Source organism: Bradyrhizobium sp. (assembly GCF_004799445.1).
Classification (GTDB): Bacteria; Pseudomonadota; Alphaproteobacteria; order Rhizobiales; family Xanthobacteraceae; genus Bradyrhizobium.
The window spans coordinates 17,375-36,815 of record NZ_SSNA01000210.1; the positions used below are offsets into that span (position 1 = coordinate 17,375).

Consider the following 19,441-nt stretch of genomic DNA (forward strand, 5'->3'; position numbering starts at 1 on the left):
TCGACATGAATGACCAGGTGCGCATCGTCGAAGTCGGCCCGCGCGACGGCCTTCAAAACGAGAAGACGCCGGTCAGCATCGCCGCGCGCATCGCGTTTATCGAGGCGCTGGTCGGCGCCGGGCTGCATACCGTCGAAGTCGGGGCCTTTGTGTCGCCGAAGGCTATCCCGCAAATGGTCGGCTCGGATCAGGTGTTGCGGGGTGTCAATCATCACCCCGACAGCGAATTCCATGTGCTGGTGCCTAACGAAAAAGGCTACGACGCCGCGCGCGCGGCCGGCGCTACGGTGATCGCGGTGTTTGCTTCGGCTTCCGAGGGCTTTTCGCGCGCCAACATCAATTGCTCGGTCGCCGAATCGATCGAGCGCTTCAAGCCGGTTGTGAACCGAGCCAAGGCCGACGGCATCAAGGTGCGCGGCTACATCTCCTGCGTATTGGGCTGCCCCTATGACGGCGAGGTGAAGCCGCAGGCGGTAGTGGATGTCGCCAGGACGCTGTGGGAGTTCGGCTGCTACGAAGTCTCGCTCGGCGACACCATCGGCGTCGGCACGCCGGTAAAGGCCCGACAGTTATTGCGTGCCGTGGCCGGCACTGTGCCGATCGCCCATCTGGCAATGCATTTCCACGACACCTACGGCCAGGCGCTCGCCAATCTCTATGCAGGGATGGAGGAGGGCGCCCGGGTGATCGATTCCGCGGCAGGCGGCCTCGGCGGCTGTCCCTACGCGCCCGGGGCTACCGGCAACGTCGCGACCGAGGACGTGGTCTACATGCTGGAGGGCATGGGCATCGCCACCGGCGTCGACATGGCAAGACTGGTGGCGGCCACCAACGAGATCAGCAAGCTGATCGGCCGGCCGCCGGTGAGCCGCGTGGCGGCGGCGATCAATGCGAAGAGGCGAGTAGCGAATTAGCCCCCGGCGTCATTGCGAGCCAACGGGTCGCGCGAACGCGCGCCCGATGACCGGCTCCGCGAAGCAATCCATGCCACGGCAAAATGGATTGCTTCGCCGCTAACGCTCCTCGCAATGACGAATTCCAAGAGCGGCGCCCGCTCACCGTCCCCCGTCCGGCCCCATCACCAGATCGGGGAGGTAAGTCGAAATACCCGGCACGAAGCAAAGCACCAGAACCGCCAGCATCATCAGCAGCACGAACGGCAGCGTGCCCCAGATCACGTCGCGCAGGGGAATATCGGGGGCGACGTTGCGGATGACAAAGATGTTCAGCCCCACCGGCGGATGAATGAGCCCCATCTCCATCACGATGGTCATGACGATCCCGAACCAGATGATGTCGAAGTTGGCCGCGCGCAGCGGCGGCAGGATGATCGGCGCGGTCATCAGGATGATCGACACCGGCGGCAGGAAGAAACCGAGGATCACGACCAGCACGAGAATGGCCAACAGTAATTCCCAGCGCGGCAGGTGCATGGCGACAATGGATTCCGCGGCCGATTGCGAGATGTGCAGATAACTCATGACGTAGGAATACAACAGCGACATGCCGATGATCATCATCAGCATGGTGGATTCGCGGATCGTCGACTTCAGGATCGGCGCGAGATCGGAAGGCCGCCACACGCTGTAGATCAGCGCGATCAGCACCAGCGCGAGCAGCCCGCCGAGGCCTGCGGTTTCCGACGGCGTCGCATAGCCGCCGTAGAGCGCGATCATTACTCCCGTCAGCAACAGCACGAACGGCAGCACCCGCGGCAGCACGTTGAAGCGCTCTGCCATGGTAAACTCGTCGCGGGTCAGGATCGCCGCCGTGGTGCCGGTCTTGGCGTAAAGCGCGCTCGCGGCCGCATACTCCTTGCGAAAGCGGATCACCGCATAGGTGCCGAACAGCGTGACCAGCAGCAGGCCGGGTCCGATGCCGGCAAGGAACAGCCGTCCGAGCGACTTTTCGGCGGCGACGGCGAACAGGATCATGGTGATGGAGGGCGGCAGCAGGATCCCGAGCGTGCCGCCGGCGGCGATGATGCCGGCCGCGAAACCGCCGGAATAGCCGCGTTTGCGCATCTCGGGGATGCCGGCGGAGCCGATCGCCGAGCAGGTGGCGGGCGACGACCCGGCCATCGCTGCGAACAAGGCGCAGGCAAACACGTTGGCGACGCCGAGCCCGCCGGGCACGCGGTGCAGCCAGGCATGCAGCGCCGAATACAGGTCCTGGCCGGCGCGGGACTTGCCGATCGCGGCACCCTTCAAGATGAAGAGCGGGATCGACAAAAGCGTGATCGAGGCCATTTCCTCATAGACATTCTGGGTCACGGTATCGAGCGATGCTGCGGGCATGTAGATGCCCATGAACACCACCGCGACGGCGCCGAGCGCGAACGCGATCGGCATGCCTGAAAACATCGCAAACAGCGTCGCGGCCCCGTAGCTGACGCCAATTCCGAATACCGTCATCGACGCGCCGCCCCAAAGATCGGAATGATGATCTGCAACAGGATCTGCAAACACAACAGGGTCATGCCTGACGCCATCAGGGCGTAGGGGATCGCCAGCGGCGGCGACCACATCGAATTCGAGACCTGACCGTCAACCCAGGCCTCGTGCGCCAGCGTCCAGGATTTCCAGGCGAAGAACGCGCAGAACAGCAGGCTCGCAACATCGACCAGCCACAGCCTGATCCGGTTGACCGTCGGCGACAGCAGCCCGACAAAGGCCTCGATGCCGATATGGCCGCGCTGCTGCTGCACATAGGCCGACGTCATGAACGTCGCGCCCACCAGAAGAAATACCGCCGCCTCATCCTGCCAATAATTCGGGCTGTGGAACAAGGCGCGTCCGAGCACGCTGTCGCTGAGGATCGCGCAGGCCGAAATCAGCGCGATCGCTGCGAAAACGACGATGATGTTGTTGCACCACGAAAGCGCGCGTTCGAACGCCGCGACGAGCCCGTTGCCCGTCGCGGTTGCCAGCCGGCTCTTTTGATCCGGAAGCGGACCATGCATCATGCTGAGACGTCGGATGCGAGTTTCAGCAAGTTGGCTGACATCGCAGTTTTCGCGCCATAGTCCTTCCATGCGGTGTCGCGGGCGATGTCGCGCCATTTCGCCACCGTTGCCGCGTCAAGCTCGCTGACCTTGGCGCCGGCCTTGGCGTAGACCTTCGAAACCTCGGCGTCGTCGTCCTGGGCGCCTTTCCGGCCGAAAGCTTCCAGCTCTTTGCCGAGAGTCAGAATGATGTCCTGATGATTTTTCGGCAAGCCGTCGAAGATCGACTTCGACATCAACAGCGGTTCCAGCATGAACCAGTAGGAAGCTTTCGCACCTGACGTCAGCGCTTTCGAGACTTCCTCGAGCCGGAATGAAATCAGGCTGGTGGAGGAGGTGAGGCCGGCGTCGCAGGCGCCGGTCTGCATCGAGGCGTAAAGTTCGTTTGACGGTACCGACAGCACGGCGGCACCCGCCGTTTGCAGCACCATGTCCATTTCCCGTGAGCCGCCGCGCACCTTCATTCCCTTGGCATCTTCCGGGGCGAAAATGAGGCGCGAACGGCTGGCGACGCCGCCGGCCTGCCAGACCCAGCTCAGGATGATGATGCCTTTGTCGGCGAGGAAGTCGGCGAGCGACTTGCCGACCGGATTTTTCTTCCAGCTCATGCCCTGGTCGTAGGTCGAAACCAGGCCGGGCATCAGGGCGATATTGGTCTCCGGCAATTCGCCGCCGGCATAGGGCAGCGGATACAGGCTGATATCCAGAGCGCCTTTGCGCATCGCCGAGAACTGCGCGTTGGTCTTGATCAGTGAGGAATTCGGGTAGACCTCGGCGGCAATTTCGCCGCCGCTGCGTTTGGCCACTTCGGCGGCGAACACACGGCATAGCCGATCGCGGAAATCGCCCTTATCGATCGTTCCGCCGGGAAATTGATGCGATATTTTAAGGGTTGTGGCGGCCTGGGCCGTGCCGGTCCCAAAACGCAGAATGGCCGGCGCGGCAAGCGTTGATACAAGGATGTGGCGACGCGTGAACATGATACCCCTCCCTGGGCGATAAATACCGGATCATCGGCCGACGCCGACGGCGTCCTGGCCTTTCCTTGCCCCAATTCTCTCCAATCTGAAATCTGAAAGTTTGATGGCTCGGGCGGGGCTTATATTGGTGCGCTGCGAACTGTGGCAAAATTCGTGGGAACAAGCCCCCAACTTCACTTTTTTACGATTCACCGGTCCTGAACCGCAAGGTTAATACCTTTCATGCGGGCAAACTTTTTTTCGACCCCCGGTAACAAACGCGATCCCTGGAGCGTCCCTGTCACAGCGGCATACGTCGCTTTAACCATTTTCAAAAGGGATACCCACCAATGACCATCAGCACCCGTCTCGCGCTCGGAATTTCGGCTGCCGCTCTTTCGCTCAGCCTGGCGTTCGCCCCCGCTGCCTTCGCCCAGGATGCCATGAAGAAGGACGACGGCATGAAGAAGGACACGATGTCCAAGGACACCATGAAGAAGGACGACGGCATGAAAAAGGACACCATGTCCAAGGACACCATGAAGAAAGACGACGGCATGAAGAAGGACAGCATGTCGAAGTAGGCGCTGGTAGCATTCTGCGACAGGCTCGCTCCGAACGGGGCGGGCCTGTACGCGTCAGGCGGGCACCCGGCCCGGATGCTTCAGCTATTTCCGCTTTTTCCGCGCCGCATAGCGTGCATCGCGCGCCGCCTTGCGTTCGGCCTCGAGCGCGGTCTCGCGGGCTGCAGCTTCTTCCTTTTCGCGGGCAAGCTGGGCCGCGGCGGCCAGAGCCGCCTCTTCGTCAAGACGCTTTTGCTCGGCCTTGGCGGCTTCGCGGACCAGCTTGGCCTTGGCGCGTTCGGCAGCCATGGCCTCACGCTCGGCCTGCCGCTGCTTGACCGCGGGATCGTCGGGGCCCGGCTGACTGCGAAACTTGTTCAGGATGTTTTTCCTGGCTTCCTGCGCCGCCTTCTGCCGGTCCGCGAAGCTAGGTTCCTTGAATCCACTCATTGAACGGGCCTTGTCGCTTTCTTTTGGGTTGGAGACGATCGGATCTGCGGTCGCGTCGACCGCCCCTGAAAGGCACGCCCCCACGATCGAGAGCGGTGTACAGCCGCAGGCGGCCGGAAGCCACCAAAATAGGAAGTCGATGGCGCGGTTTGGTGATTATTTCCTTCCGGAAAGAAACACCATTCCGGTGGATTCCGCGCCCGACGACACGGTCCAGATGCCCCAAGGCGCGCTGGCGATCCCAGCAGGATTCGAACCTGCAACCCACGGAGTAGAAATCCGTTACTCTATCCAGTTGAGCTATGGGACCGTTGGCGGCTTTATACCATTGCCAATATGAAAAATCCGCAACTCCGCCAACCCCGTTCCGAACCCTTTTCCCGGACCAACCGACAAAGCTGCAGCGGTGGACCATTGGCTTTGGCCCGCCGGTGACGCAATGCCGACCGCCGGCGGCTGTTGGCGCATTTGACCGGTTCACTACGACAAATGTTGTATGCGACCTTTTTGCACTTGTGTTCGGCGGCCATCAGTCCGTCACCTTTTAGCGCACTTTTGTTCGACACGCGGCCGTTGTCCGCGGCCCAGGGAGCTCCATCATGATTGGTTTGGTTCGCGCAGCGGCACTTTGCGCCACGCTGGCGTTTGGCCTCGTGACGGCACAGGCGGCGGATAAAGCCTTCAAACGCGACGATCTTGCCGATTCGGCGATCAAGCTGGAGGCCCAGATCAAGAGCGAAGCAGGTCCCGTGGCCAAGTCGGGGGCGTCATTGCGGACCGACGCTGACGCCGCGTTCAAGCGCAACGATTTCCGGACCGGTCTGCAAATCCTCGGGCAGATCGCAGCCACTTCGCCGACTGACAGCGCCAACTGGCTGCGGCTCGCCCGCACCATTTTCCAGATCCGCCCCGCCAACTCCAGCGAGCAGACCTTCCTGCTGGAGCGTGCTTCCACCGCGGCCTACATCGCCTACCAGCGGGCCGCCAATGCCGGCGACGAGGCCGACGCGCTGGCGGCGCTCGGGCGCGCGATGTCGGACCGCAAGCTGTGGCGGCCGGCGCTCGACAGCCTGCGGCTCTCGCTCGATCTGCGCGAGGTCGCTGACGTGCGCGGCCAATATGAAAAGATGCGCGACGAGCACGGCTTCCGGCTGCTCGATTATACCGTCGATTCCGACTCGGCTTCGCCGCGCGCCTGTTTCCAGTTCTCCGAGGACCTCGCCAAACGCACCGACTTCGCGCCGTACCTCGCGCTCGCCGGCAATGACAAGCCGGCGTTGACGTCGGAGGGAAAGCAGCTTTGCGTCGACGGGCTGAAGCACGGCGAGCGCTACAACATCAATCTGCGCGCCGGCCTGCCGTCCACCGTCAAGGAAACCCTGCCTAAATCGGCTGAATTCAATATTTATGTGCGCGACCGCAAGCCGTTCGTGCGCTTCACCGGGCGCGCCTATGTGCTGCCGCGCACCGGCCAGCGCGGCATTCCGCTGGTCAGCGTCAACACCCCCGCGGTGTCGGTCAATGTGTTCAGGATCGGTGATCGCAACCTGATCAACACCGTGATCGACAGCGATTTTCAGCGGGCCTTGAGCAAATACGAGCTTTCCAGCCTCGGCGATGAACGCGGCGTCAAGGTCTGGTCCGGCGAACTCACCACCGCTCCCACGCTCAACCAGGACGTCACGACGGCGTTTCCGGTCGATGAGGCGCTCGGCGTCTTGCAGCCGGGCATCTACGTCATGACGGCGGCCGCTAAGGGCCCGGGCAGCGACGACGACGGATCGCTGGCGACGCAATGGTTCATCGTTTCCGACCTCGGCCTGACGGCCTTCTCCGGCAATGACGGCATCCATGTTTTCGTCAATTCGCTGGCCTCGACGGACGCGGTGGCGAAGGCCGAAGTGCGGCTGGTGGCGCGCAACAACGAGATCCTGGCGACGCGCAAGACCGACGATTCCGGTCACGTGCTGTTTGAGGCCGGGCTGGCGCGCGGCGAGGGCGGTCTTTCGCCGGCCATGCTGACCGTGACCAGCGACAAGGCCGACTACGCCTTTCTCAGCCTGAAATCCAACGCGTTCGATCTTTCCGACCGCGGCGTGTCCGGCAGGGCGGTGCCGGCGGGCGCCGATGCGTTCGTTTACGCCGAACGCGGCGTCTACCGCTCCAGCGAGACGGTGTACCTCACGGCGCTCGTGCGCGACGGCCAGGGTAATGCCGTGACCGGCGGGCCGCTGACCCTGGTGATCGAGCGTCCCGACGGCGTTGAATTCCGCCGCGCCGTGCTGGCGGACCAGGGCGCCGGTGGCCGGACGCTGGCGGTGCCGCTCAATTCCGCGGTCCCGACCGGAACCTGGCGGGTACGGGCCTTTACCGATCCCAAGGGATCCTCGGTTGGGGAAACCACCTTCATGGTCGAGGATTACGTCCCGGAACGGATCGAATTTGACCTGTCCAGCAAGGATAAGCAGATCAAAGCTGATCTTCCTGTAGAACTTAAAGTGGATGGGCATTTCCTTTACGGGGCGCCGGCCTCGGGCCTGCAGCTCGAGGGCGACATGCTGGTGGCGCCAGCGGCCGAGCGGCCGGGTTTTGCCGGCTACCAGTTCGGCGTTGCCGATGAGGAAACCACCAGCAACGAACGCACCCCGATTGAAAATCTCCCCGAGGCTGACGCCAACGGCGTTGCCAGCTTCCCCGTCAGCCTTGCCAAGCCGCCATCATCGACGCGCCCGCAGGAGGCGCAGATCTTCATTCGCATGGCGGAAGCCGGCGGCCGCGCGGTCGAGCGCAAACTGGTGCTGCCGGTGGCGCCGAGCGCCGCGATGATCGGCGTCAAGCCGCTGTTCGGCGACAAGAGCGTCGCCGAGGGCGACAAGGCCGGCTTCGAGGTGGTGTTCGTATCGCCCGAAGGCAAGCCACTGGCGCGCGACGGATTGCGCTACGAGCTGTTGAAGATCGAGTCCCGCTATCAATGGTATCGCCAGAGTTCCTCCTGGGAATATGAGCCGGTCAAATCGACCCAGCGCGTCGCCGATGGCGATCTGACGATCGCCGCCGACACGCCGTCGCGCATTACGCTGTCACCGCAGCCCGGCCGCTATCGCCTCGACGTCAAATCGACCGAAGCCGATGGGCCGCTGACGTCGGTGCAGTTCGACGTCGGCTGGTATTCCGACGGCAGTGCCGATACGCCCGATCTGCTGGAGACCTCGATCGACAAGCCGGAATATCTGTCCGGCGACACCATGATGGTCTCGGTCAATGCCCGCTCCGCCGGCAAGCTGACCATCAACGTGCTGGGCGACCGGCTGCTGACGACGCAAACCACCGACGTCAAGGAAGGCACCGCGCAGGTCAAAATCCCCGTCGGCAAGGATTGGGGCACCGGCGCCTATGTGGTGGCGACGCTGCGCCGCCCGCTCGATGCGGCGGCGCTGCGGATGCCCGGTCGCGCCATCGGGCTGAAATGGTTCGGCATCGACAAGAAGGCCCGCACCCTTCAGGTCAATCTATCACCGCCGGCGCTGGTGCGCCCCAACACCACGCTGAAGCTGCCGGTCAAACTCGGCGGCCTTAATCCCGGCGAGGACGCAAAGATCGTGGTTGCCGCGGTCGATGTCGGGATTCTCAACCTCACCAATTACAAGCCACCGGCGCCGGACGACTACTATCTCGGCCAGCGTCGCCTGACCTCGGAAATCCGGGACCTCTATGGGCAGCTGATCGACGGCATGCAGGGCACCCGGGGCCAGCTCAGGACCGGCGGCGACGGCGCTGGTGCGGAGCTGCAGGGCAGCCCGCCGACGCAGAAGCCCTTGGCGCTGTATTCCGGAATCGTCACGGTGGCGGCAGACGGCTCGGCCGAAATCAGTTTCGACATTCCGGAGTTCGCCGGCACTGCGCGGGTGATGGCCGTCGCCTGGACGGCAACCAAACTCGGGCGCGCCACGACCGATGTCACGGTGCGCGATCCCGTCGTGCTGACCGCGACGTTGCCGCGCTTCCTGCTCAATGGCGACCACGGCACCATGAGCTTCGATCTCGACAACGTCGAGGGCGCGGCGGGCGACTACACCATTAGCGTCAAGACTTCAGGCCCGGTGAAGATCACCGGCAACCCGGCAACGACGGTAAAACTCGCCGCCAAACAGCGCGGCTCGATGTCGCTGGCGCTCGATGCCGGCTATGCCGGGACGGCGAACCTCGATGTCGATATCAGGGGACCGCAGGGGCTGACGCTGGCGCGGCATTACGCGCTCGACGTCAAGCCGGCGACGCAGATCCTGGCGCGCCGCTCGATCCGGACGCTGGCCAAGGGCGAGAGCCTGACGCTGACATCCGATATGTTCTCGGACCTGGTGCAGGGCACCGGCGGCGTCTCGCTGTCGGTCAGCCTGTCCACGGCGCTGGATGCCGCGACCATCCTGAAGGCGCTCGATCGCTATCCCCACGGCTGCTCGGAGCAGATCGCCAGCCGTGCCATGCCGCTGCTCTACGTCAATGATCTTGCCGCTGGCGCGCATCTGGCGATGGACACCGAAGTCGATCAGCGCATCAGGGACGCGATCGACCGGCTGCTGGCGCGGCAGGGTTCCAACGGTTCGTTCGGGCTGTGGTCGGCCGGCGGCGACGACGCCTGGCTCGATGCCTACGTCACGGACTTCCTCACCCGCGCGCGCGAAAAGGGCTTTGCGGTGCCCGATATCCTGTTCAAGAACGCACTCGACCGGATTCGCAATTCCGTCGTCAACGCGAACGAGCCCGAAAAGGACGGTGGGCGGGACCTTGCCTATGGTCTCTACGTGCTCGCCCGCAACGGCACCGCGCCGATCGGCGATCTGCGTTATCTCGCGGACACCAAGCTGAATAATCTGGCGACCCCGATTGCGAAAGCGCAACTGGCGGCCGCGCTGGCGCTGGTCGGTGACAAGGGCAGGGCGGAGCGGGTTTATGCTGCAGCCCTGGAAAGTCTTGCGCCAAAGCCGGCGCTGCAGTTCGGCCGGGTCGATTACGGCAGCGCCTTGCGCGATGCCGCCGCGCTGGTCTCACTCGCCAGCGAAGGCAATGCGCCGCGGGCGACGCTGACGCAGGCGGTGGCGCGGGTTGAAGTGGCGCGCGGGCTCACGCCTTACACCTCGACCCAGGAAAATGCCTGGCTGGTGCTGGCGTCGCGCGCGTTGTCGAAGGAAACCATGACGCTTGATCTTGACGGCGCGCCGATCAAGACCGCGCTTTATCGCAGCTACAAGGCGGACGAGATGGCGGCCAAGCCGATCAAGATCACCAACACCGGTGAGGCGCCGGTGCAGGCCGTGGTTTCGGTCAGCGGCTCACCGATCACGCCGGAGCCGGCTGCCTCGAACGGCTTCAAGATCGAGCGCAATTATTTCACGCTCGATGGCAAGCCGGCGGATGTGTCGAAGGCCCGGCAGAATGACCGCTTCGCGGTCGTTCTGAAGATCACCGAAGCCAAGCCGGAATACGGTCACATCATGGTGTCGGATTATCTGCCCGCCGGACTGGAGATCGACAATCCGCATCTGGTCTCCTCCGGTGACACCGGGACGCTGGACTGGATCGAGGATGGCGAGGAGCCGGAGAACACCGAATTCCGTGACGATCGTTTCACCGCCGCCATCGATCGCGCCAGCGATGACAAGTCGGTGTTTACGGTGGCCTATGTCGTGCGCGCGGTTTCGCCGGGCAAATATGTGCTGCCGCAGGCCTATGTCGAGGACATGTACAACCCCTCGCGCTATGGCCGAACCGGCACCGGTTCGGTCGAGGTGCGGTCGGCGAAATGAGCGCAACCACTGATATGGCGAAGGCGTCGCACAGCCGACGCCGCTGGCAAAGGCGCAAGTTGGCAGCGTTAGCCGCAGCCTGCATAGTCCTGACGGCCTTTGTCGCCTGGGCGCTTTCGCTCGGTCCGTTGCCGCTGACACCGGCGAGGGAAGTGTCGACGACGATTGTCGACCGTAACGGCAAGCTGCTCCGCGCCTATGCGATGGCCGACGGCCGCTGGCGGTTACCGGTCGATGCCAAAACCGGCGTCGATCCCGGCTACCTCAAGCTGCTACTGGCTTACGAGGACCGGCGGTTCCATCTCCACCGGGGTGTCGATCCGCTGGCCCTAGGCCGGGCCGGGCTTCAGCTTGTCACCCGCGGCCACATTGTCTCCGGCGGATCCACGATCACCATGCAGCTTGCCCGGTTGATCGAACCGCGGCGGGAGCGGTCGGTTTACGCCAAGTTGCGGCAGATGGTGCGCGCGCTCGAGATCGAGCGGCGGATGAGCAAGGACCAGATCCTCGATTTGTATCTGGCGATGGCGCCGTTCGGCGGCAACCTCGAAGGCATTCGCGCGGCTTCGATCGCCTATTTCGGCAAGGAGCCGAAGCGATTGTCGTTGGCAGAATCCGCACTGCTGGTGGCTTTGCCGCAGTCTCCCGAAACCCGCAGGCTCGATCGCTATCCTGAGGCCGCCCGCGTGGCGCGCGACCGCGTCCTCGATCGCATGGTCGAAGATGGTCAAATCTCCGAGGAAGACGCGATCGGTGCGAAGGCGGTACCGGTGCCGCGGTTGCGCAAGCCGATGCCGATCCTGGCGCCGCATTCCGCCGATCAGGCGATGGCATCCGTCAAGGACACGCCGGTCATCGCGCTGACGCTGGATGGCGGTTTGCAAAAAGTCCTCGAAGCGCTGGCGCGCGACCGCGCGGTCGCGTTGGGTCCAAGTATCTCCATTGCCATCATCGCGGTGGACAATGCGACCGGCGACGTTCTGGCGCGGGTCGGCTCGCCCGATTATTTCGATGACCGGCGCGCCGGCCAGGTGGATATGACGCGTGCCGTGCGCTCGCCGGGGTCGACGCTGAAGCCTTTTATATATGGACTGGCGTTCGAGGATGGCTTTGTTCACCCGGAAAGTCTGATCGATGACCGGCCGATCCGCTTCGGCTCTTACGCGCCGGAGAATTTCGACATGACCTTTCAGGGCACCGTGCCGGTCCGCAAGGCGCTGCAGATGTCGCTGAACGTGCCGGCGATTGCGCTGCTCGACCGCGTCGGCGCCAGTCGCCTGTCCTCGCGGCTGAAGCAGGCAGGAGCCAATCTGGTGTTGCCGAAAGACGAGGCGCCGGGGCTTGCCATGGGGCTCGGTGGCGTCGGCATCACGCTGCAGGATCTGGTGCAACTCTATTGCGGGCTGGCGCGGCTCGGCAACACGCTGCCGCTGCGCGAGATAGTCAACCAGCGGGGCAACCCGCGCGATTCCCTGCGGCTGCTGGATCAGGTCGCGGCATGGCAGGTCGGAAATGTGCTGATGGGTACGCCGCCGCCGGAGAACGGCGTGCATAACCGGATCGCCTTCAAAACCGGTACCAGCTACGGCTATCGCGATGCCTGGTCGATCGGCTTCGACGGCCGCATCACCATCGGGGTTTGGGTCGGACGTCCCGACGGCGCTCCCGCGCCCGGCATTGTTGGCCGGACCGCCGCAGCACCGATCCTGTTCGATGCTTTCGCACGCACCGGAAAATTGCCGGCGCCGTTGCCGAAGCCGCCGCGGGGTACGCTGCTGGCGAGCAACGCCACCCTTCCGCTGCCGCTACGACGATATCGACCGATGGGCGAACTGGTCCGAACCGATGGAGAGCAGGCGCCGCGCATCCAGTTTCCGCTCAACGGCTCGCGGATCGATGCAGCCAGCGCGGACGGTACGCAATTCTCCGCCATGCCGGTGAAAGTCGCCGGTGGCGTGCTTCCGATGACGATGCTCGTCAATGGTGTATCGGTCGGCGAAATCGACGGCCGCCGTCGGCGCCTGATTGATCCACCCGGTCCGGGCTTTGCCAGGTTGACGGTGATAGATGCCAGGGGCGCCGCGGACACAGTTGTGGTCCGAATTCAATAGAGCCTCGCTAACCGGTTGTCCCCATGGTGGTTTCGGCGTATGCGAAACCGATGGCCGAGACCTATGCCCGCCCCCGATTTGGACAACCGCGCGAGCCCAAGAACCGGGTAGATCCGGGTAGTCGGCTGATCGGCGTGCTCGATTTTGTGGCGGGCAGCCATGTCCGAGCGGTCGCATTCCTGACGCTGTGCGGGTTACTCCTGTTCCTGCCCGGATTTTTCAACATTCCGCCGATCGATCGTGACGAGGCGCGCTTCGCGCAAGCGACCAAGCAGATGGTCGAGAGCAGCGATTTCGTCGACATCCGCTTCCAGGATGAGGTGCGCTACAAGAAGCCGGTCGGCATCTACTGGCTTCAGGCGACCGCGGTCGAAACCGCCTCGGTGCTCGGCCTGCCGCGGGCGCAGGTCCGGATCTGGCTGTACCGCGTTCCATCCCTGATCGGTGCGCTCGGGGCCGTGCTTTTGACTTACTGGACGGCGCTGGCCTTTGTCACGCGGCGCGGCGCCGTTCTTGCCGGACTGATATTGGGAAGCTCGGTCTTGCTTGGCGCAGAGGCCCGGCTCGCCAAGACCGATGCCATGCTGTTGTTCACGGTGGTTGCAGCGATGGGGGCGTTGGCGCGGGTGTACTTGTCCTGGCAGCGGGGCGAGGATCCCGCGCACCCGCCATGGACTTGGCCGGCGATCTTCTGGACGGCAGTCGCTGGCGGCATCCTGCTCAAGGGGCCGCTGATCCTGATGTTTGCGGGGTTGACGATCGGCACGCTGGCGATCCTCGATCGGTCCGCGACCTGGCTTTGGCGTCTGCGGCCGGTCTGGGGTTTGACCTGGCTTCTGGTTTTGGTGCTGCCGTGGTTCGTCGCGATTTTCTGGCGTGCCGGCGATGCGTTCTTTGCGGATTCAATCGGCGGCGACATGTTGAGCAAGCTGGCGGCGCAAGAATCTCACGGCGCGCCGCCCGGACTATATCTGCTGCTGTTCTGGGTGACGTTCTGGCCGGGTGCGCCGCTGGCGGGAATGGCGGTGCCGGCGATCTGGCGAGCGAGGCGAGAGCCCGGTGCGCAGTACCTGCTGGCCTGGCTCGTTCCTTCCTGGATCGTGTTCGAGCTGGTGCTGACCAAGCTGCCGCATTATGTGCTGCCGCTCTATCCGGCGATCGCGATTCTCACCGTCGGTGCCCTCGAACGCCGCGTGCTGTCGCGATCCTGGTTGATGCGTGGGGCAGCCTGGTGGTTTGTCATTCCAGCGCTTGCTTCCGTCGTTGCCGTCGTGGGAGCGGTTACCCTGACGCGCCAGCCGGTCTTCCTGGCGTGGCCGTTCGTGGCGGCGGCCCTCATCTTCGGACTGTTCGCCTGGTGGCTTTACGATGACAATCGTGCCGAACGCTCGTTGCTGAATGCGGTGGTCGCAGCGATATTCCTGGCGGTAGCCATCTATGGCGTTGTCGTGCCGGCACTGACCCCGCTGTTCCCAAGCGCCGAAATAGCACGCGCGCTGCGCAACGTCGCCTGTGTCGGGCCGAAAGCCGCCGCCGCCGGTTTCCACGAACCGAGCCTGGTCTTCATGACCGGCACCTCAACGCTGCTGACGGATGGATCGGGCGCCGCGGATTTTCTGGGGCAGGGCAGTTGCCGCTTCGCGCTGGTGGAGCAGCGTTCGGAGCGCGGATTTGCGCAGCGCGCCGAAGCCATCGGGTTGCGCTACGATGTGGCCGCCCGCATCGACGGCTACAATATCTCGCAAGGGCGAGCGATTTCGATCGCGATCTTCCGGTCCGAAGGTACGCAGTAGGATGTCCGCTCGGGCCGGCGTCGGCGAATCCTCAAATTACCCCGTGCGCTTTTTCGCTCTCGTGCTGACGTCGCTCGCACAACTCGTGCGTCCGCCGTCGCATACGAGACGCGCCGAAGCGGCGCGGAGATTGGCGCGTCACGCGCTGCTGATAACGGCGGTCGTCGGCGTGCTTGTCGTCGTGCTGATGGTAGAGTTCGATGCGTGGGAGATCGGCCTGATGCCGCCTCGCGGCACGGCGAGCCTGTGGCCGGTTCGCATCCTGACCGAGTTCGGCAAGGACGCCTATGTGGTGTGTATCCTGGCCCTGATGCTGCTTGCCGTTGGCCTTGCCGCGGCGGCATTGCGGGGCACCTCGCAAACCCGGCTGCTGAGCTTCGGCTTGCGCCTGCAGTTCCTTTTCTTCGCCGTGCTGATGCCGCTGCTCGGCGGCGAATTGATAAAATGGATCGTCGGACGCGGCCGGCCGTTCGTGGGAGGCAAAGCCAATCCCTTCAATTTCGTCCACTTCGCCGGGACCGAAGTCTATGCCAGCTTCCCGTCGGCGCATGCCATCACCGGTTTTGCCTTGGCTTTCGCGGTGAGCGCGGTCTGGCCATGGATGCGGGGCGCCATGATCGCCTACGCCCTCCTGATCGCCTTCAGTCGCCTGGTTCTTCTGGCCCATCATCCCAGCGACGTGGTGGCGGGCGCGCTGATCGGCGTGGTCGGCGCCATGGGTGTGCGGTATTGGTTCGCCGCGCGCGGTCTGGGGTTCGCGATCGGCCGCGACGGCGCGATTTCAGCGCTCGGTCCGGGTCGTCTCAAAAGGGTTGCCCATGGGGCGTCAGCCCCATAAGAAGCGGGCGCCGGACGCGAGCGGCACCGGCCCTTCGGGCCAACTCTAACGATGAGCGTGGATTTGCCATCTTCTGACACAGCCGGGACGGTCGTTTCCATCGTTGTTCCCGTGCGCAACGAGGCCGAGAATGTGGCTCCCCTCATCGCCGAGATCGCCGCCGCCCTCGACGGTCGGTGGGTCTATGAGATCATCTACGTCGATGACGGCTCGACCGACGCGACCGCGGAGCGGCTTGTTGCTGCCATAAAGCAGCGCGCAAATCTGCGCCAGATCCGTCACGCGACATCGTCAGGCCAATCGGCCGCGGTGCGCAGCGGTGTCCGCGCCGCGCGCGGTGCCATCGTGGCAACGCTCGACGGCGACGGCCAGAACAATCCGGTGTTCCTGCCCGACCTGATTTCGGCGATCGAAAAGGGCGGCGAGCGCGTCGGACTTGCCGCCGGTCAGAGAGTCGGACGCAAGGATACCGGATTCAAGAAAATCCAGTCGCGTATCGCCAACGCGGTGCGCAATGCGATCCTGCATGATGGTACCCGCGATACCGGTTGTGGTCTGAAAGCATTCCGTCGCGAGGTGTTCCTGGCGTTGCCTTATTTCGACGGCCTTCATCGCTTCCTGCCGGCCCTGGTACGCCGTGAAGGGTACGAGATCGCCTATGTCGACGTGATCGACCGGCCGCGGCATTCCGGCGTGTCAAACTACGGCTTCTTCGATCGGCTATGGATCGGAATCATGGATCTTGCAGGGGTATGGTGGTTGATCCGCCGCAAGAAACCGACACCTGTTGCGACCGAGGTGACCTTATGACCGAGCTGTTCAACAATCTCGCCAGCTACCTGAACGATGTCTTCATCATCAAGTTCGATGGCTGGGTGGTGCTTGGCTTCGTGGCGCAGGGATTTTTTACGATGCGCTTCGTCGTGCAATGGATCGCGTCGGAGCGTGCGCGCAGAAGCGTGATCCCGGTGGCGTTCTGGTTCTTCTCCATCGGCGGCGGTGCGTTGCTGCTGGTCTATGCGCTTTACCGCAGGGACCCGGTGTTCATCGCGGGCCAGGCGCTCGGTCTCCTGGTCTATGTTCGCAATCTCTATTTCATCGTCATAAGCGGACGGCAGGGGTCTGCCGATAATTGAGCGGCCGTCGTTCCGGGCTGGGGCCCGGGCAATTTGCCATGCGAAGGATGTTCTCGCACTTGAGGGCGTGTGCGCGGCTTTCGCGCAACCGGCAAGCTCTGGTGTTAGCGACGAGTTCGTGTAGGTTTACGCCAACAATGGGTGCCAAGCCCGGGTCTTATGGGGAGCAATATGAATCTGAAAAAGCTGATCCTTTCCTATTTCACTCTGATCGTAACCGGCACCGCGGCGGCAGGCCTCATCTCAATTTCAGTGCCGGCGAGAGCGCAGCAGGCGGCGGTCGCTATCGACGGTGACGACATCGGCGGCGTCGTGCGCGGTCCGGCGGGACCCGAAGCGGGCGTTTGGGTTATTGCGGAGACCACCGAACTGCCGACAAAATTCGCCAAGATCGTCGTCACCGACGACCAGGGGCGCTTTGTGATCCCCGATCTGCCGCCGAACGTGAACTACGAGGTGTGGGTTCGCGGCTATGGCCTGGTGGATTCGCCAAAGCTCCGCGCAAAGCCAGGCCAGTTGCTCAACCTCACGGCAGTGCCAGCGCCGAACGAAGCGTCCGCGGCTCACTATTATCCGGCAATCTACTGGTTCGCGTTGCTGAAAATTCCGCCGGCCAAGGATTTCGGCGGCACCACCGATATCCCGAAGGAGATCACGCAAAATATCTGGCGCCAGCGAATGAACAATGTCGATTGCGTCGGCTGCCATCAGCTTGGCCAGGAAGCCACCCGCACCGTGCCGGCCGCGTTCGGCGAATTCAAAACCGGCGAGGAAGCCTGGATCCGCCGTGTCTCCTCGGGGCAGACCGGCGAATGGATGGTGAACCGGCTCGCCGGCGAACTCGGCAGCGTGCCGTTCAAATATTTCGGTGACTGGACCGACCGCGTGGCCAAGGGCGAATTGCCCAAGAGCAAGCCGCCGCGGCCGTCCGGCATCGAGCGCAATGTGGTCATCTCCTCATGGGAGTGGGCCACCGAAAAGCACTTTGTCCACGACCTGATTTCCTCGGACCGGCGCAATCCGACCGTCAATGCTTACGGCCCGTTGTACGGTTCGAACGAATACTCCTCCGACAACATGCCGATCCTCGACCCGAAGACGAGCACGGTGACGTTCTTCAAAATGCCGGTCGCCGATCCTAACATGCCGGAAATGCTTGGGCCGCCGTTGCATCCCAATGCCACGCTCAACCCGATTGGCGCCTCGGCCTACTGGGGCGACGAGAAGATATGGACCACGCGCGCGAACAATCATAACGGCATGATCGACGGCAAGGGCCGGGTGTGGTTCGCGGCCGCCGTGCGCGGGATCGAGAATCCGGACTTCTGCAAGAAGGGCTCCGACCACCCGTCGGCAAAAGCGTTTCCACTGGTGCGATCGGGCCGGCAGGCTTCCATGCTCGATCCCAAGACGATGAAGTACAGCTTCATCGACACCTGCTTCGGCACCCATCACCCGCAGTTCGGCTACGATGCGGACAATACGTTATGGTTTTCCGGGACCGGCGTGGTCGCCGGCTGGGTCAACACAAAAGTGTGGGACGAAACCGGCGATGCCGTAAAGGCGCAAGGCTGGGCGCCGTTCGTTCTTGATACCAATGGCAACGGCAAGCTGGACGAATACACCGAACCCGGAACACCGGCGCAGGCGGACAAGGATATGCGGATCGCCGGATCCGGACCCTACGCCGTCATGCCACATCCGACCGATGGTTCGATCTGGTATGCCACGAACGTGTTCGCGGGCACGCCAGGCTTCCTGCGCTTCGACCCCAAGACCAAGCTGTCGGAATTCTATGCCATTCCGAAGGAAGGCATCGGCCTGCGCGGCGGCGACATCGACAAGAACGGCGTGCTTTGGGGCTCGGGATCGAACGGCAGCCTAATCAGTTTCGACCGGCGCAAATGCAAGAACCCGCTCAACGGGCCGAATGCGACCGGCAACCACTGTCCGGAAGGCTTTGCTTTCCACAAATATCCGGGGCCAGGCTTTGAAGGTTTCGAAAGCTCGAGCGCCGAGGCGAGCTACTGGACCTGGGTCGACCAACACAACGCGGTGGGTCTCGGCGAAAACATCCCGATCTCCACCGCCAACCTCAATGACGGCTTCGTCGCCTTCAAGGACGGACAGATGGTGATGCTGCGCATCCCTTATCCGATCGGCTTCTTCGCCAAGGGTCTCGATGCCCGCATTGACGATCCGAATGCAGGATGGAAAGGCCGGGGACTTTGGAGCACGAGCGGCGACCGCGTGCCCTGGATGATGGAGGGCGGCAAGGGCTCGAAGCCGCGCGCCGTGCATATCCAGATACGTCCCGATCCGCTGGCGAAGTAAGGAGTTTGGGCAGGGCGGCGGCGCGTGGCTCGGATTGATTGTCAAGGACGAGTCGTTCGCCGGCGCCGGCGAGGTGGTCGAGGAGAGACAGCGTTTGCCGCGCTGTCCACGGCCCGCAATCGGTACTTTGCGCCGCCCCCATAATTGGTCGCCAATTAGCCGCCTTGTGCGGCGTTGAATGCATCGAACCCGCGGGAAAGATCAGCTTTGAGGTCTTCGACATTCTCCAGTCCGATGTGGAGCCGCAAGGTCGGTCCGCCCGGCGCCCATTTGGACGCCGTGCGATAGGTTGCGCAGTCGAAGGGAATGATCAGGCTTTCGAAGCCGCCCCACGAATAGCCCATGCCAAACAATTTGACGGTATCGAGCATCGCATCGACGGATTTCTGCGGTGCCGGCTTCAGGATAATACTGAACAGGCCGGAGGCACCACTAAAATCCCGTTTCCA

General features: G+C 63.4%; 14 protein-coding genes and 1 tRNA gene. 9 read left to right on the forward strand and 6 right to left on the reverse strand.

Features of this window, described 5'->3' with window-relative positions; translation table 11 throughout:
* Positions 1-5 precede the first annotated feature (5 nt).
* Positions 6-914, forward strand: coding sequence for a hydroxymethylglutaryl-CoA lyase (locus E8A46_RS27650; protein ID WP_291567965.1), 909 nt, complete (start codon positions 6-8; stop codon positions 912-914).
* Between the two features lie 141 nt (positions 915-1,055).
* On the opposite strand, the gene E8A46_RS27655 is transcribed toward E8A46_RS27650, so the two are convergent.
* The 3 genes from E8A46_RS27655 to dctP are packed head-to-tail and all read right to left on the reverse strand — an operon-like array spanning position 1,056 to position 3,984.
* Positions 1,056-2,414, reverse strand: coding sequence for a TRAP transporter large permease (locus tag E8A46_RS27655; protein ID WP_291567968.1), 1,359 nt, complete (start codon positions 2,412-2,414; stop codon positions 1,056-1,058).
* Positions 2,411-2,965 (reverse strand): TRAP transporter small permease, encoded by a 555-nt coding sequence (locus tag E8A46_RS27660; RefSeq protein WP_291567970.1) that lies wholly within the window; start codon positions 2,963-2,965, stop codon positions 2,411-2,413. Before E8A46_RS27660 ends, E8A46_RS27655 begins: the two co-directional genes overlap by 4 nt.
* On the reverse strand, positions 2,962-3,984 hold the full coding sequence (dctP, locus tag E8A46_RS27665; RefSeq protein ID WP_291567972.1) for a TRAP transporter substrate-binding protein DctP: 1,023 nt from the start codon (positions 3,982-3,984) through the stop codon (positions 2,962-2,964). The genes E8A46_RS27660 and dctP overlap by 4 nt, the downstream gene beginning before the upstream one ends.
* A gap of 329 nt (positions 3,985-4,313) precedes the next feature.
* Here dctP and E8A46_RS27670 point away from each other — a divergent pair, with 329 nt between their 5' ends.
* Entirely contained in the window at positions 4,314-4,547 is a 234-nt protein-coding gene (locus E8A46_RS27670) for a pentapeptide MXKDX repeat protein (RefSeq protein WP_291567974.1), read from the forward strand.
* Between the two features lie 84 nt (positions 4,548-4,631).
* Here the strand turns inward: E8A46_RS27670 and E8A46_RS27675 are convergent, their stop codons facing one another.
* Positions 4,632-4,976 (reverse strand): DUF6481 family protein, encoded by a 345-nt coding sequence (locus E8A46_RS27675; protein ID WP_291567975.1) that lies wholly within the window; start codon positions 4,974-4,976, stop codon positions 4,632-4,634.
* Positions 4,977-5,209: 233 nt separating this feature from the next.
* Positions 5,210-5,286, reverse strand: a tRNA-Arg gene (locus E8A46_RS27680).
* Between the two features lie 289 nt (positions 5,287-5,575).
* On the opposite strand from E8A46_RS27680, the gene E8A46_RS27685 reads away from it, so the two are divergent.
* The 7 genes from E8A46_RS27685 (at position 5,576) to E8A46_RS27715 (ending at position 18,992) form a co-directional block, all read left to right on the forward strand.
* Positions 5,576-10,780 (forward strand): alpha-2-macroglobulin, encoded by a 5,205-nt coding sequence (locus E8A46_RS27685; RefSeq protein ID WP_291567978.1) that lies wholly within the window; start codon positions 5,576-5,578, stop codon positions 10,778-10,780.
* On the forward strand, positions 10,777-12,891 hold the full coding sequence (gene pbpC, locus E8A46_RS27690; RefSeq protein WP_291567980.1) for a penicillin-binding protein 1C: 2,115 nt from the start codon (positions 10,777-10,779) through the stop codon (positions 12,889-12,891). The genes E8A46_RS27685 and pbpC overlap by 4 nt, the downstream gene beginning before the upstream one ends.
* A gap of 50 nt (positions 12,892-12,941) precedes the next feature.
* Positions 12,942-14,684, forward strand: a complete 1,743-nt coding sequence (locus E8A46_RS27695; RefSeq protein ID WP_291567991.1) for a glycosyltransferase family 39 protein — start codon at positions 12,942-12,944, stop codon at positions 14,682-14,684.
* Position 14,685: 1 nt separating this feature from the next.
* Entirely contained in the window at positions 14,686-15,522 is an 837-nt protein-coding gene (locus tag E8A46_RS27700) for a phosphatase PAP2 family protein (RefSeq protein ID WP_291567982.1), read from the forward strand.
* 51 nt (positions 15,523-15,573) lie between these two features.
* On the forward strand, positions 15,574-16,332 hold the full coding sequence (locus tag E8A46_RS27705) for a glycosyltransferase family 2 protein (protein WP_291567984.1): 759 nt from the start codon (positions 15,574-15,576) through the stop codon (positions 16,330-16,332).
* Complete coding sequence (locus E8A46_RS27710; RefSeq protein ID WP_291567986.1) at positions 16,329-16,658, forward strand: lipid-A-disaccharide synthase N-terminal domain-containing protein; 330 nt, start codon at positions 16,329-16,331, stop codon at positions 16,656-16,658. Before E8A46_RS27705 ends, E8A46_RS27710 begins: the two co-directional genes overlap by 4 nt.
* A gap of 171 nt (positions 16,659-16,829) precedes the next feature.
* Positions 16,830-18,992: a carboxypeptidase regulatory-like domain-containing protein gene (locus tag E8A46_RS27715; RefSeq protein ID WP_291567987.1), complete on the forward strand. Its 2,163-nt coding sequence runs from the start codon at positions 16,830-16,832 to the stop codon at positions 18,990-18,992.
* Between the two features lie 155 nt (positions 18,993-19,147).
* Here E8A46_RS27715 and E8A46_RS27720 read toward each other — a convergent pair.
* Positions 19,148-19,441, reverse strand: a 294-nt coding sequence (locus E8A46_RS27720; protein WP_291567989.1) for a PLP-dependent transferase, incomplete at its 5' end; no start/stop codon positions are given.